Raw genomic sequence first — 14,631 nt, forward strand, 5'->3', positions numbered from 1 at the left:
GCTTAAAATAAAGACATTTGTTGGTTTAATCCGGCATAGCCTTCATGATTCAAAAGCCATTCTTTGCGCCATAATTCACCGGCATAGCCGACCATCGCCCCATTGGAACCGATGACCCTATGACAGGGGATGCGCAATAAAACTGGGTTTTGACCATTGGCATTCCCTACCGCTTGCGCGGCTTTCACTTGGCCGATTTTAAGGGCAATATCCCGATAAGTCCAGGCCTCCCCTGCAGGAATCTCATGCAAGGCATTCCAAACTTTTTCTTGAAATTCGGTCCCCAAATGTGGGGCAACAGCACATTTCCACACATAATTCTTTTGGGTAAAATAGCCTTGTAAATCGGCGAGAATCAATTGCTCAAGCGCGGGATTATCCGTGTGATTCTCTCCCATGTGTTCGACAAATCGAAGGCTCGAAATACCTTGCTGGGTATATTCCACTCGAATTGCCCCGATGGGACTTGCAAAAAAGAGGAAGTTTAATAAAACCATGCCGTAAAATTACGCCCAAAATTGCGGTTTAAATTGTAAAATTTTGGTAATTAACTGAAATTTCCGACTAAGTTTTCAAAATACGTAAAGCCAGAGGACCAATTGTAAATTTAAAATTCTAAATTATTTGCATATCAAGCATTTAATCAAAATATCAAGCGTATGAATTTCACATTTGACCAATACGATACCGAGGGATTTTACGACGAAATGTTCAATGAGAACGGCGAGGTTCGTCAGGGTTACTCCCATTTCAAGGAACGCGTCGAGCAATTAAAACAAGAAGAATTTACCCGTAGGCAGCAATCAGCAGAGCGTGCTTTGATGGCCATGGGTATTACGTTCAATGTCTATGCGGAAAATGAAGGAACCGAGCGCATCATGCCGGTTGATATTATTCCCCGCATCGTGGAAGCCAAGGAATGGGAGAAGATCGAAAAGGGGCTAATTCAACGAATTACGGCATTAAATCTTTTCTTGAACGATATTTATTCGGATCAAAAGATCATCAAAGACGGAATTATTCCCGCAGAAGTCATTGAGTCATCCAAAGACTTTTTAAGGCCTTGCATTGGGATTAAACCTGCCAAAAACATTTATATCCATATCACGGGAACGGATTTAATTCGGGGAGCCGATGGGGAATACATGATTTTAGAGGATAATTTACGTTGTCCGTCGGGCGTTTCGTATATGATGGAAAACCGAGAATTGTTGAAGCAAACCTTTCCAGAGGTCGTTGCAAAAACGCAGATTCGGCCGATTTCAGATTATCCACATAAGTTATTGGAAATGTTGCGATTCATCAGCGACCGACCGGAACCGACGGTGGTGGTGTTAACGCCTGGAATCTATAATTCGGCTTATTTTGAGCATTCGTATTTGGCCCAACAAATGGGTGTTGAATTAGTGGATGCCCGGGATTTGGTGGTTCATGAAGGTTATGTCAAAATGCGAACAACGAAAGGCTTCCAAATTGTGGACGTGATTTACCGTCGGATCGATGATACCTTTTTAGACCCGACCGTCTTTAATCCCGATTCGATGATTGGGATCCCAGGCATTTTTGATGTTTATAAAAATGGGAAAGTCGCGATTGCTAATGCCCCGGGAACAGGTGTCGCTGATGATAAGGTGATTTACGCCTATGTTCCACGCATCATCAAATACTACCTGAATGAAGAACCGATCATTCAAAATGTCAAAACCTATATTTGTTCGGAAGAAGAAGATCGAGCTTATGTTTTGGCCAACATTGAAAAATTAGTGGTTAAAGAGGCGAATGAAGCAGGCGGATATGGCATGTTGATCGGACCCAAGTCGACCCAAGAAGAGCAAGAAAAATTCAAGGCATTGATTTTGGCAAACCCAAGGAACTACATTGCCCAACCTACGATTTCTTTATCACGCGTACCCTGTTTGATCGAAGACCATGCGGAAGGTCGGCATGTCGATTTACGACCATACATCCTGTATGGCGATGGGGTAAAAGTAATGCCTGGTGGGTTAACGCGGGTGGCCTTGCGAAAAGGTTCCCTGGTGGTAAACTCCTCGCAGGGAGGTGGTTCGAAGGATACGTGGGTGCTTTATTAGACGTTGGACATTAGACGTTGAAGTGTAGAGACGCGATACTTCGCCTATTAGACGTTTTGGACACTGGACGTTGGACTTTAGACTGTAGAGACGCGATACTTCGCGTCTCTACAAATTCAAACGGGGCTTTCGCCCCGTTTGATCCTTTATTTAAACAAGCTCATAATACCAGCAGTATCGTAAGCAAGCCACTCTTGTACTATTTTACCCTCTTTAATTAGGTCAACAGCACTAATGACAACTTTAATCGTTTTACCAGCTTTTGTTAAAGCAGCATATTGATATGAAATCACGTAATTGTTCGCCTCTTTCATATTTTTGTTTTTGTGAACATATTCCCAAATAGGGGCTACTTTCTCAAATTTCACAGAAATACCATTCGCTTTTAAGGCTTTAATAAATGCCACATTTTGGTTTAAATTCTTCTCCTCCAGATTATCATGAAATTTTACATCTGCTGAGTAAAAAGATTTGTAGCTAAGCGTGTCCATGGATTCTAAGGCTTTGATGGAATTTAAGACCCATTTGGTATTAGGCGATTGTTCCAAACTGTAACCAGAATTGAAACCAGTTTCAGCATTTCCTTCCTTAGAAATTTGAGTGGATTGAGCGGATGCAAACGCTGAAATTGTCAAAAATGCGAGTACTAATTTTTTCATAAGAATGATGATTTTAGGATGAATAAAGATGCAATTTGAGCACCTGAAAAGGTATTCGTGCATGAATGAGGCTTGATTTTGTTCCAAATTGCGGGGTTGGAACAAAATGATTTATCAATTTTCTTTATCTTGAACCACGAAGACAAAACCTAATTAACCATGGGCATCATTTTCCCTTTGTTCGGAATATTCACTTCCTTTATTCTTATCTATTATCTGAGTTCATTAAATAGGTCGAATGCCTTTTTAGCACTCTTTTTCTTATGTTGCAATGTGGTTGTATTGATCTATTATGGCTTACATTACACACAAGACCCGTTTTGGGAGGGAATTTGTTTTGTCCATTTTCTACCCCTATCGTATTTACTAGGTCCCTTGTTGTTTTACTATGTAAAAACCATGGTAACAGACAATCATAGACTAGAAAAATTTGACCTATTACATCTTATACCGGCTGTATTTATCTTAATTAATTGCCTACCCTTCACAACACTACCTTTTGATCAAAAAGCCCAAATCGCCCACGAAATAATTAATGTAACAGAGAAGTATAGTCTAGATTTCCAATTTGTATCGTTTGAATTCATACTCGTTTCTAGGACTTTGCACTTAGTGGCATATTGCATATTTTCGCTCATCTATTTCAATAGGCATGCCCGAAAAACGAAGGCCATTTTGGGCCAATTGGCCACTAACCATCAAATCCTCAAAAGATGGATCTATTTACTATGTGGAATTCAATTCATCATTTCCAGCAATAGTTTATTACACATGCTGACGGTTGTTGGGATCAATTTCGACTTTCAGAGTGACGCATATACACAAATTTTCACTTCCAAAAAGCATTACTTTGCCGTAGCAGGAGGCGGCTTTTTCCTGCAAAATTTCTTCTTGTTTTTGTTTCCAAAAATCCTGTACGGAAATGTTTCTTTCAATCCCCAAAATGAAAATTCAACTATTTTCAATGAATTCAAATCGGCTATTCCTAAGAAAAGAAAGCACCATGAAATCAATGCAGATATTGAAGAAGAATTACAAAACTATTTACTAACATTCCCTTTTACAAAAAAGGATTTCACATTAGCCCAAATGTCATTTGATTTGAAAATCACCGAAAGAGCATTATCACTCTATTTCAACACGGTTATGGGTATAACATTTAGTCAATGGCGTAAAAAAATCCGCATCGATTACGCCATAGAACTCATGAAAGCTGGAGAATCTAAAAAAATAACCATTGAAGCTATTTCTACAAAAGCAGGCTTTGCCTCTAGATCGAAATTCATTGATGCATTTAAGGAGCAAGTGGGAATCACGCCATCGGCGTATATCAAGTCGATTGAAATATAAATTTGGGACGTTGGACTTTAGACTGTAGAGACGCGATACCTCGCGTCTTTTAGACGTTGGGCTTTAGACATTAGACTGTAGAGACGCGAAACCTCGCGTCTTGTCCCCAGACCGAAGTCTGAGGTTAATTTATAACCCTAGGCTTCAGCCTAGGGAGTAAAAGCTTCATTATATCCAAACAAAAAAGACGCGATACCCGCGTCTTTCCCAAATTACAACTCTTGATTCCTCAACAAATCCTCCATGGTTTCCCGCTTGCGAATGACGCGGGCGACTCCCATGTCAACTAATACCTCGGCAGGTAAAAAGCGAGAGTTATAATGCGAAGCCATGGTAAATCCATAAGCTCCTGCATTTGCCAATGCAATAATGTCTCCTTCTTTGACCTCATTTAATAAGCGTTCATTTTGCTTACCGGCATAATCAAACGAGAATGTATCCGTTTCGCAGATATAACCTGTCACGCGGTATTCCGCTTGCTTGGAGCTATCCTGATTGGATGCATTGAAAATATAGTGGTAGGAACCGTACATCATGGGACGAATCAAATGATTCAATCCGGAATTGATCCCCACAAATGTTTTCATAGGATCATGTTTAACGACATTGGTTTCTGCTAAAAAGGTACCAGATTCACTCACTAAAAACTTACCTGGTTCGACCCAAAGGCGCAATTCCCGACCGTATTTTTGGCAGAATGCACGAAAGGCATCACTCATGATTTGGCCTACTTCTTTCATATTCACACCTGGATCTTCGGGCGAATAAGGAACTTTGAAACCACCCCCTAAGTCGATGATTTGTAAATCCTTGAAATCATACGCAAAATCAAATAGCGCCGAAGCCGCTTGTTCAAAGGTCTTGCCATCCTTGATATCCGAACCGGTGTGTTGGTGCAAGCCAATAACGTTAATATTATATTTTTCAACAAGCGCCAAAATCTCCGCTTTTTGATGAATCGAAATTCCAAATTTAGACTCCGGATGAGCAGTCATAATCTTCTCATTTCCCCCACCAAAAACATGGGGCTTAATGCGAATCAAACAAGGTTGCGACGAACCATAGGTTTGACCGAACTTTTCCAATACTGATAAATTATCTAAGTTGACAATTGCCCCCTTAGAAACAGCATATTCAATTTCCGAAAAATGCACTCCAGATGGCGTAAAAGTAATTTGTCCGCCATCATATCCGGCAATCAATCCCATCTCCAATTCCTGCGGAGACACGACATCCATCTCGACTCCATTCGCACGCATTAGCCTTAAAATCGACAAGTTTGTATTTGCTTTTGCTGCGAACTTAATCGTCAAATTTATACCCTGGAATGCTTGCTGAAGAACCGAGATTTTTTCCCTAATTTTGTCGGCATCGTATACATAAAGTGGTGTACCAAAATCTTTGGCTAAATCGGTTAACGGAATGTTCTGAATTGAATAATATGCCATAGGGAAATTTATAAGCCACAAAGATACTAATTGAACGAACATGAAAAGCATAATCATTGCCTTATTCCTACTGGCTCCCCTAGTTAGCTCTGCACAAATTAAGAGCGGACCTATGTTGGGCTACTCCGAAATGAAGGAAGTCCTCGTATGGATTCAAACAGAAAAATCGGCAGAAGTAAGCTTACGTTATTGGGTAAAAGGGGATAAAAACATCCACAAAACAGATCCCATCAAAACAGATAAATCGCAGGCTTTCATTGCACGCATCATTGCGGATGAAGTTAGCATGGGCAAAAAATACGAATATGAAGTATGGGTCAATGGGAAAAAAGTAAGTTTTGCCTATCCCTTAGAATTCCAAACGCAAGAACTTTGGCAGTGGAGAAAAGACCCTCCAGCGTTCTCATTCATCTTTGGAACCTGTAATTATGTAAATGAAGAAGGAACAGACCGACCAGGCCGTGGATATGGTGGAGCAGACGAGGTTTATGAAGCAATGCATGCCAAGAAGCCCGATTTTATGCTGTGGGGCGGTGATAATTTCTACTACCGTGAACCAGATTATACGAGAACGGGAATGATTCATCGCAATGACCATGCACGTGCTGTGAAATCGATGCAACCCTTATTAGCTAATGTCCACCATTATGCCATTTGGGATGATCATGACTATGGTCCAAATGATTCAGATCGTTCATTTCCTTTAAAACAAACCTCTTTGGAGATGTTCAAAATGTATTGGGGAAATCCCAATTTTGTCTTTCCAAACGAAGGCATCACGGGCAAATTCCAATGGGCAGATGTGGAATTCTTTTTAATGGATGACCGCTGGAATAAGGCACCCAACGAATTAAATGACTCAAATAAAGACTATTGGGGACAGAAACAAATGAATTGGTTATTGGACGCGCTTATTTCTTCCAAGGCAAGCTTTAAAGTCATCGTTAATGGAGGCCAAGTTGTTAGCCCAGCTAAGGTATTTGAAAACATGGCGAATTACGAAGGAGAACGGAATCAATTATTGAAAGAATTGAAAAATCGTAATATACCAGGAGTACTATTTTTAACAGGCGACCGACACATTTCAGATTTAAATAAATTGGAACGCCCAGGCACTTATCCATTATATGATTTGACGGTTTCACCCATGACTGCTGGAAAAGCGGATGCGGTAAAGCTTGATTACAATGAAACCTTGGTTCCAGGTACCCTATTACAAGAGCGTGCTTTTTCGAAAATTGAGGTTTCAGGTCCCTTGAAAGATCGCACAATGACCATCACTCTGTTCAATGTGAAAGGCGATGTTTTATGGACCAAAGCAATTAAATCCACTGAATTAAAATAACATGGAAGTAGTATTAAATCGATTAGATCAAGATTTTCATTTTGAGGCCAAAGGTTCCTCGCCTATTTCGGTTCATATCGATGCCGCAGAGGGAATCGGGGGACATAATGCCGGTGCACGTCCCATGGAATTATTATTGATGGGATTAGGTGGTTGCACGGCCATTGACGTGATTTTGATATTAAAAAAGCAACGCCAAATTGTCGAGGATTTCCAAATCCGTGTACAAGGCGACCGGGAAAAGATAGAAGGAACTGAGAAGACTCCTTTTAGACAAATCAATATTCAATTTGAATTGACAGGCCAAATCGATGGGAATAAAGCGTTAAAAGCCATCCAATTATCGATGGATAAATACTGTTCAGCTACGGCTCAATTAGAACCCAGCGCAACAATTACCCACAGTTTACTTTTAAACGGACAAACCTTCGAAGCCTAACATGCAAGCATATTTAGATTTACTGACGCATATCAAAGAAAACGGAACCTTCAAATCCGACCGGACAGGTACAGGGACAACAAGTGTATTTGGCTACCAAATGCGCTTCAACCTCGAAGAAGGCTTTCCTTTGGTTACAACAAAGAAAACGCACCTTAAATCCATCATTTACGAACTTTTATGGTTCTTAAAAGGAGAAACCAATATTCAATACTTGACAGACAACAACGTCAGCATTTGGAACGAATGGGCCGATGAAAACGGCGACCTGGGTCCTGTGTATGGCAAGCAGTGGAGAAGTTGGGAAGGCGCCAACGGCGTTGTCATTGACCAAATCAAAGAAGCCATCCACACACTGAAAACCAATCCCGATTCCCGTCGGATTATTGTCAGTGCTTGGAACGTGGCAGACCTCCCTCAAATGGCTTTAATGCCTTGCCATGCCTTCTTTCAATTCTATGTGGCAGATGGCAAATTATCTTGTCAGTTGTATCAACGCTCAGCGGATGTATTCTTAGGGGTTCCCTTCAACATCGCTTCCTATGCCTTGTTGACGATGATGATCGCACAAGTATGTGATTTAGGCTTGGGTGATTTTGTTTGGACTGGCGGCGACACGCACCTTTACAGCAATCACATGGAACAAGTGGAATTGCAATTATCTCGTACACCTCGTGCCTTACCTACCATGAAAATCAATCCAAATGTGAAAGACATATTGGATTTCCAATACGAAGACTTCACGCTAGAGGGATATGATCCTTATCCGGGGATTAAGGCGCCGGTGGCTGTTTAGACGTTAGACGTTAGACGTTGGACATTAGACATTAGACGTTGGACGTTTGTTCTTTGGCAAACCTTCCAGGATTGCCAAAGTTTGAGACGCATGGAATGCGTCGATTCCTTTTGTAGAGCCGCGATACCTCGCGTCTATTAGACATTTGACTTTAGACGTCAGACTGTAGAGAAACGAAGCCTAGCGTCTATTTTAATTCAACTATTTACAGAAATTTTACTCAAAAAAAGAGACGCGATATTTCGCGTCTCTGAACAATATAAAATTCCAACGACTAAAGTCCAAAGACCAACGTCCAAGGTCTAATTATCAATCACCCCCCCACTCAACACATTACAACCCTTGTACTCATCATCGATATAAATAAACACATCCTCTTTAGCCTTCAAAAACCAGCTTTCAATCGCATCGTTTTTCTTACGTGTTAAGGCAATGTTTGCAATCTTTTGGTAATCATCCTTCAAATTCGCGTAATGTGGCGGGTATTTCGCTTTGTAATACAAAATACGAACCGCCGACCGACCATCATCTGTACGGTAAGGAATCGGAGTAGAAATGGTTCCCACTTTCATCGAATCTAACGAGAAATACAATCCCGGCTCCATCGTACCATCGAATGGCATACGCGTGGAACGTGATGCCATATCCAACATCAAACCTCCTGCATCTTGCGTTAATTTATCTTCTGAATACTCACGTGCTGCCTTATCAAATGTCAACGAATCGCGTTGAATAACGATACGCAAACTATCCAAGAAATGTGTCGGCTCTGTCAAATCCAATTTTTGATAATCCGGACGAATCAAAATGTGACGCGCATGATACTCTTGTCCACGAACCGCCAAAAGTTGAATTAAGTGATATCCAAATTCAGATTCCACAACGTCCGACAATTGATTCGGCTTTAGTTTCAAAGCAGCGGCTTCAAACGGAGCCACCATTTGACCACGCTTTGAGAATCCTAAATCTCCACCGCGCTTTCCACTTCCTAAGTCTTCCGAATACAATTTGGCCAATTCCTCAAAGGATTCACCTTTTTCAATTCGCCGACGATATTCCATCAAACGACCAACCAACTCAGCCTTTTGTGTCTTGTTAGGCTTAGCCAATCGAACGATATGACCTACTTCCACTTCAGAAGGTAAATAAGGCAAGGAATCCGTAGGAATACGAGCAAAAAATGCCGCCACTTCCTTCGGGGTGATTTTCACATCACTCGTGATTTTATCTTGCATTTTACGGCCCGTCAACTGCTCTTTCAACGATAAACGCAAATCTTCTTTGAGCGTCACAATCGACTTTCCGTATGCTTCAACAATGTTCTTTGCTGAACCATATTGAGCTTCCATTTGATCCATGCGTGAATTTAATTCGCTATCAATTCGCTTTTCATCCACAATGACAGAGTCGATTTCTGCTTTGGCCAACATCAATTTGTTCACGACCAATCCTTCTAAAATCTGGCAACGATTTGGCGTATTTGCTTGGCCGCTCGTTAAATATTGGCTGTATTGCTGTTCTACCTCCGACTTCAGGATAAAATGGTTGTCCACTTTGGCAATGATTTTATCAATCAATGTACCCTTGTCTGCCTCTTGTGCTTGTGCGCCTGCAGAAACGCAAAGCATCACAAATCCCAACAAATACCCTTTCAATTTCATATATTTCATGTTTCTATTGCATAATGCGATTCAACTCCTCCGTTTGTAATACCACGGGAAAACGTTGCTTCAAATTCGTTAACCAATCCTTCTCTAATTGCGCCTGTAGTTCGCGAATAATCGAACTACGTGATTCATCAAAACGCTTCAAACGCTCAGGCTCCAAAGCACTAATTTCGATGTAAATATGTCGGCCTGCCAATTCCTTCGTCTGCTTCCCTACTTCCCAAGAAACTCCATCCAAAATCGTATTTTGACCTTTGATAAATAAACCTTCCTCAGCCACCAAACTCTGCGGTTTAATCGCGTTAAATCGCTTTACCACATCTTCCATCGATTGCGAGTAAAACTTAATGGCAACACGTGCATTTTTAGCCTTATCCGTTTTAGACACGGGTTTCAAGGTTCCCTCTACTTTCTCGATAATGCGCGTTGGGCTAATTCCTTTTTTAACTAAGTATTTCACCAAATGATTAACGCGAGCCTCAGACAAACTATCCGCTTCTGAAGCATCATGATAGCCTGCTAGTTCAATCACATAATCCCGATTTTTTGCCAACAGAATGAATAATTCTTGCGCGATTTTCGTCGCACTCTCAAGCATATCAGATTGCCCCAAAGCAAAGCCTATATCTGGCAAACGCTTATTCATCGGATATGGCGATTTCGCTACCAATTCCAAGGCATCTGCTAAGGTCTTTGGCGTATCCGCATCGATGATTTTAGCCTTCGCGCGTGCTGGCATGGTAAATTGTGCCGCATGCGATTGGAAGTAGGCTTGTTGGCGCAAACTATCCAATGACTTCTCAAAGATCTCCTGATCAATAATTTTACTGTACAAATTCCCCTCAAAAAACTCCTGCATCTGCTCCTTAAAAGCTGGATACTTCGTTTCTAAATTCTTCTCCTCTTCTTCCAACGTATGAATATCCACAAATTCCTCCAACCACGTCCGCTCCGAAATTGTAGGTAAATAACCCAAAACCTTTAATTTCTTCTTTTGTTGGGCCACAATAAACTGATAAAAATCTTGAATCGTCCAGGTTTTATCCGACACCTGCAATAAAGGCATTTTCAAATAATACTCATCCCCAATACGGTCTTGCGCAAAGCGCTCAACAGCGATTTTTTCAGCAGCTTCTAACACAACAACCTTATTTTCTGCTTTGACACGCTTCATAAAGGAAGCACGAATCAACGCACTTCGCTCGGGATCTGTCACTACCTTTTGGCGCAAATACTCGGCCATTTCATCGTAGCTCAACAAGGGTTTTTTGTCTAATAGTTTGAATATCTGCCAACCTAAATTCGTGCGAATCGGCTCGGTATAATCCCCTAAACGTTGGATCGTAAATAATTTACTTTGTAATTCCTCCGACAAATCCGATGAATAATACCAGCGGCGTAATTCCCCTCCTCGACCTTTTGAATAAGGATCTTCGGAATAATTCTTACAAATCAACTCAAAAGACTCATCGCCTTTCTCCAGGTATTTTTGCACTTGTTCGATGCGATTCTTCGCATCTACCTGCAAGTTGGTCGCTGCATTCACAGGAACTGAAACCAAAATATGAGCCAAACGAATCTTTCCTTGATTCGGGCGAACATCTAAGATCTTAATCAAATGATAACCGGCTGTTGTACGCACAATACCCGAAACACCTCCTTTTTCAAGCGCATAAACGGCATTCTCAAATGCATACTGTGTCTGCAAACTTGTCACAAAACCTATGTTTCCGCCTTTAACTGCCGACAAATCATCTTCGGAAAACTTCTTCGCTAAATCTTCAAATACCTCGCCAGCCATTATGCGTTTGCGGATATTATCAATTTTCTGATAGGCAATCAAAGTATCTGCGGTCGTTGGATTGGCAGGTATTTTGACCAAAATATGAGCCACCTGCTTTTCGAATTTTAATCGTTGGTAGGCTTCCTTGACTAGCGCCTCCGACTTATCCCCATCGATGAGATAAGGACTTGCCAACTCCTTGCGAAAGCTTTGGTATTCGTCCTGAAAAGCAGCAGATTGAGGGATTTTAGCATCTTCAGCCGCTAAAATTTTGAGTTGGTAATCAATGTAATCCGATAAAAACTTCTGCTTATTATCCGCCTTGATACTATCGCTTTCCAATAATCTACGATAATCTTTCTCGAATATGGCCGCAGAAATCTTTTTGCTTCCCAATTGAATAGGCGCATCCTGCTGAGCTCGCAAAGAAAGCGGCAACAGACAACATAATCCAAGTAAGTATTTAACGGGAAACTTAAAATTCATTTTCTAAACTAATTACACACAAGTCGACAAAATTACATAAAAACCTGCAATTTACCGGCCATATTCTTTATTCATTTACATGGATTCGATAAGCATAGCCATACTGATAGGCGTCCAAACCCGCTTTTCCACCTTTCCAATTTCCCCGCTTAAATCGCGTAGCCTTTCCTTTGGGCAAAGCTGACCAATCCCATTGCAATTCCGATACGCCCAGCAAATCCCGACCATCCTGCTTCGACCAATAATGTAAACCTAAACTACCCAATCGCGCTCCCCATAAAAACCAGGAAATAGGATTGCTAACGGCACTCCACTCAACCAACATTAAAGGAACTTGCAACATGCCACCCCATTGATTGACTTGGTTCAACAAATGTTGATCCTTTGTATAGTCATCCAACTCCCAAAGAGAAACCTGTAAACCCAATAGCTCTCCGGGGTTTAAAAGGATTCGCAAGGCAGGAATCGTATCCAAGGCGATTTTATCTCCTTGTCGAACACCACCTAAAAATCGCGAAGCCGTTTCCATGCGAAGGATTTTACCATCCTTGATGGCTACCAAGTTATATTCTACCCAAAGCTCATCCTTCAAATTCACGTTTTCTTGAATATCGTAGGCTGTAACAGAAGCCAGTTGCAAACTAATTTCGCGCGGTTTTTCTTGGGTATGAACAACAGGATTTGCCTGAACTGGAGAAGGTCCAGTCGTTCGCCGACAAGCCATCATCGAGAGCAAAGCAAGAAAATAAATGAATTTACGCATGTTTAGCAGCCGGCTCTTGTTGGGTCAAGCAGTGGAAACTCCCCTGCCCCCAAATAATTTTCTTCGCCGAAAGTCCAATAACGGGACGATCTGGAAAAAATTGTGCTAAAGTCGCTAAAGCAAATGCATCCTGCGGACAATCAAAGGTTGGCACCAAAACACCCGCGTTGCAAATGTAAAAATTCGCATAAGAACCTGGAGCACGGAACTCATCAATCACGACAGCCGCTGGCATAGGAATCTCCACGATGTTCAAAGGCTTGCCATTCGGTAAGCGCATGGCTTTCAATTCTTGTAGGTTCTGAGCTAACACCGCATGATTTTCATCTAGCTCATTCGGCTCGACCATCGCAATGACCGTGTCTTCATTCACAAAACGAACGGTATCATCGATATGTCCATCGGTATCATCACCTACAATCCCATCAGAAACCCAAAGAACTTGTTCGACGCCGTAATAATCACATAAATATTGCTCGATTTGAGCTTGACTCAAATGTGGATTCCGATTAGGATTCAATAAGCATGAGCGGCTCGTTAACACAGTCCCTGCTCCATTGAAATCGACCGAACCACCTTCCATGATTATACCAGGACTTACTTTTTTAAGTCCCAAAATTTCCGCTACACGAGTTGGGGATTCATTATCCGAATCAAATGGCGGATATTTTCCACCCCAAGCATTGTAGCCCCAATCGACGATTAAGCGCTCATTAGTCGATTGATTAAGTAAAATTGCTGGCCCATGATCCCGACACCAAGCATCATTCGTAGGCTGAATATGTAAACGAATTTGCGCCGCATCAATTCCATAAACCGAATATTGAGACTCGATAAATTTGGCTAAAGCTTTATCATTAACCTGAATATTAACCACTTCTCCTTGGGAAATAGCTTTGATCAACCCAAAATACTCGGGATACATTTCAGCTAATTTGTCCCCTTGCCAAGAATGATCATTGTGCGGAAAGGTAATCCAAGTAGACGCATGCTGCTCCCATTCTGCAGGAAAATAAAAGCCTAATTCTTTCGGTGTTTTCATTTTATAATTGAGCGATAATCCGCAATCCTTCTAGCGTAATCAATTTGTTAACTTCATCAAAATATTGCTCCAAAGGGGTCAAAATAGACGATAATCCACCAGTAGCAATGACTTTTACTTCCACATTTCGTTCTGTTTTCACCCGTGCAATCATTTCTTTCACCATCCCCACATATCCCCACAAAATACCGGATTGAATGGCAGAAACCGTATCAAAACCCAAGGCTGATGCGGGCATCTCCAAAGGCACTTCAGGCAATTGAGCGGTTTGAGAGAATAATGATTTCACCGCCGTTTTTAATCCTGGAGCAATAGAAACTCCTTGCATCTTTCCGCTTTGGTCTACCAAGGTAAAGGTCAAAGCTGTCCCAAAATCCACAATCAAAACCTCGGATTCATAATGATGATGTGCATAAACCGAGTTAGCAACCAAGTCGGCACCAATTTCATCCGGACTCACCACTTCAATCGGCAAGGATTTATACAAATCGGGACCCATGATTTTCACCGGAAATCCCACCCAATGTTCCAAACCTTTTTGAATTTGAATTAACACCGGCGGAACCACGGAACTAATCAATACAGATTCAACCTTCACCCCTTCAAATCCCTTTTCCGCCAATTCTTTTTGAATCCAATGTTCCAATCGAATAGCCGTCCAAGGCTGATGCGTAGGCGTTCGCAAATGAACTTGCCAGCCTTCCGCTGTGTAAAACCCACAGACGATATCCGTGTTCCCAATGTCAACGACTAAATGCATATA

The 14,631-nt window shown here is 41.5% G+C and carries 13 protein-coding genes; 5 read left to right on the plus strand and 8 right to left on the minus strand.

From position 1 onward, the window contains the following. Positions 1-2: 2 nt before the first annotated feature. A complete protein-coding gene (locus V7S75_RS11230) occupies positions 3-497 on the minus strand; it encodes a methylated-DNA--[protein]-cysteine S-methyltransferase (protein ID WP_459513955.1) in 495 nt (164 codons plus the stop codon). A gap of 162 nt (positions 498-659) precedes the next feature. Here V7S75_RS11230 and V7S75_RS11235 point away from each other — a divergent pair, with 162 nt between their 5' ends. Beyond that, positions 660-2,090, plus strand: a complete 1,431-nt coding sequence (locus tag V7S75_RS11235; protein WP_459513957.1) for a circularly permuted type 2 ATP-grasp protein — start codon at positions 660-662, stop codon at positions 2,088-2,090. Positions 2,091-2,236: 146 nt separating this feature from the next. On the opposite strand, the gene V7S75_RS11240 is transcribed toward V7S75_RS11235, so the two are convergent. Further along, complete coding sequence (locus tag V7S75_RS11240; RefSeq protein WP_459513959.1) at positions 2,237-2,749, minus strand: hypothetical protein; 513 nt, start codon at positions 2,747-2,749, stop codon at positions 2,237-2,239. A gap of 159 nt (positions 2,750-2,908) precedes the next feature. On the opposite strand from V7S75_RS11240, the gene V7S75_RS11245 reads away from it, so the two are divergent. Next, positions 2,909-4,099, plus strand: a complete 1,191-nt coding sequence (locus V7S75_RS11245) for a helix-turn-helix domain-containing protein (protein ID WP_459513961.1) — start codon at positions 2,909-2,911, stop codon at positions 4,097-4,099. A gap of 212 nt (positions 4,100-4,311) precedes the next feature. Here the strand turns inward: V7S75_RS11245 and lysA are convergent, their stop codons facing one another. Beyond that, positions 4,312-5,547, minus strand: a complete 1,236-nt coding sequence (gene lysA / locus V7S75_RS11250) for a diaminopimelate decarboxylase (protein WP_459513963.1) — start codon at positions 5,545-5,547, stop codon at positions 4,312-4,314. Positions 5,548-5,587: 40 nt separating this feature from the next. On the opposite strand from lysA, the gene V7S75_RS11255 reads away from it, so the two are divergent. Genes V7S75_RS11255 through V7S75_RS11265 form a run of 3 tightly spaced genes read left to right on the plus strand, consistent with a single transcriptional unit; the run spans position 5,588 to position 8,127 of the window. Further along, positions 5,588-6,892 carry an alkaline phosphatase D family protein gene (locus V7S75_RS11255; RefSeq protein ID WP_459513965.1) on the plus strand — a complete coding sequence of 435 codons (1,305 nt, stop codon included), beginning with the start codon at positions 5,588-5,590 and terminating at the stop codon, positions 6,890-6,892. 1 nt (position 6,893) lies between these two features. Next, a complete protein-coding gene (locus V7S75_RS11260) occupies positions 6,894-7,331 on the plus strand; it encodes an OsmC family protein (RefSeq protein WP_459513967.1) in 438 nt (145 codons plus the stop codon). A 1-nt stretch (position 7,332) separates the two neighbouring features. After that, complete coding sequence (locus tag V7S75_RS11265) at positions 7,333-8,127, plus strand: thymidylate synthase (RefSeq protein WP_459513969.1); 795 nt, start codon at positions 7,333-7,335, stop codon at positions 8,125-8,127. Between the two features lie 302 nt (positions 8,128-8,429). On the opposite strand, the gene V7S75_RS11270 is transcribed toward V7S75_RS11265, so the two are convergent. The 5 genes from V7S75_RS11270 to V7S75_RS11290 all read right to left on the minus strand — a co-directional run bounded on the left by V7S75_RS11270 (position 8,430) and on the right by V7S75_RS11290 (position 14,628). Then, the gene (locus tag V7S75_RS11270; RefSeq protein ID WP_459513970.1) at positions 8,430-9,788 is read right to left on the minus strand and encodes a peptidylprolyl isomerase; all 1,359 of its coding nucleotides are present in this window, start codon (positions 9,786-9,788) and stop codon (positions 8,430-8,432) included. A 13-nt stretch (positions 9,789-9,801) separates the two neighbouring features. Next, positions 9,802-12,063, minus strand: coding sequence for a peptidylprolyl isomerase (locus tag V7S75_RS11275; protein WP_459513972.1), 2,262 nt, complete (start codon positions 12,061-12,063; stop codon positions 9,802-9,804). Between the two features lie 67 nt (positions 12,064-12,130). Next, a complete protein-coding gene (locus V7S75_RS11280; RefSeq protein ID WP_459513974.1) occupies positions 12,131-12,826 on the minus strand; it encodes a hypothetical protein in 696 nt (231 codons plus the stop codon). Further along, complete coding sequence (locus tag V7S75_RS11285) at positions 12,819-13,868, minus strand: agmatine deiminase family protein (protein ID WP_459513975.1); 1,050 nt, start codon at positions 13,866-13,868, stop codon at positions 12,819-12,821. The genes V7S75_RS11280 and V7S75_RS11285 overlap by 8 nt, the downstream gene beginning before the upstream one ends. Position 13,869: 1 nt before the next feature. After that, on the minus strand, positions 13,870-14,628 hold the full coding sequence (locus V7S75_RS11290; protein ID WP_459513977.1) for a type III pantothenate kinase: 759 nt from the start codon (positions 14,626-14,628) through the stop codon (positions 13,870-13,872). Positions 14,629-14,631 lie beyond the last annotated feature (3 nt).

Source organism: Aquirufa sp. TARAVU-A1A (assembly GCF_054558675.1).

Coding starts and splice junctions, on each gene's coding strand:
- V7S75_RS11270 (WP_459513970.1), bottom strand. CDS start 9,788: ATGAAATTGAAAGGGTATTTGTTGGGATTTGTGATGCTTTGCGTTTCT.
- V7S75_RS11240 (WP_459513959.1), bottom strand. CDS start 2,749: ATGAAAAAATTAGTACTCGCATTTTTGACAATTTCAGCGTTTGCATCC.
- V7S75_RS11255 (WP_459513965.1), top strand. CDS start 5,588: ATGAAAAGCATAATCATTGCCTTATTCCTACTGGCTCCCCTAGTTAGC.
- V7S75_RS11285 (WP_459513975.1), bottom strand. CDS start 13,868: ATGAAAACACCGAAAGAATTAGGCTTTTATTTTCCTGCAGAATGGGAG.
- V7S75_RS11230 (WP_459513955.1), bottom strand. CDS start 497: ATGGTTTTATTAAACTTCCTCTTTTTTGCAAGTCCCATCGGGGCAATT.
- lysA (WP_459513963.1), bottom strand. CDS start 5,547: ATGGCATATTATTCAATTCAGAACATTCCGTTAACCGATTTAGCCAAA.
- V7S75_RS11245 (WP_459513961.1), top strand. CDS start 2,909: ATGGGCATCATTTTCCCTTTGTTCGGAATATTCACTTCCTTTATTCTT.
- V7S75_RS11280 (WP_459513974.1), bottom strand. CDS start 12,826: ATGCGTAAATTCATTTATTTTCTTGCTTTGCTCTCGATGATGGCTTGT.
- V7S75_RS11265 (WP_459513969.1), top strand. CDS start 7,333: ATGCAAGCATATTTAGATTTACTGACGCATATCAAAGAAAACGGAACC.
- V7S75_RS11235 (WP_459513957.1), top strand. CDS start 660: ATGAATTTCACATTTGACCAATACGATACCGAGGGATTTTACGACGAA.
- V7S75_RS11260 (WP_459513967.1), top strand. CDS start 6,894: ATGGAAGTAGTATTAAATCGATTAGATCAAGATTTTCATTTTGAGGCC.
- V7S75_RS11290 (WP_459513977.1), bottom strand. CDS start 14,628: ATGCATTTAGTCGTTGACATTGGGAACACGGATATCGTCTGTGGGTTT.
- V7S75_RS11275 (WP_459513972.1), bottom strand. CDS start 12,063: ATGAATTTTAAGTTTCCCGTTAAATACTTACTTGGATTATGTTGTCTG.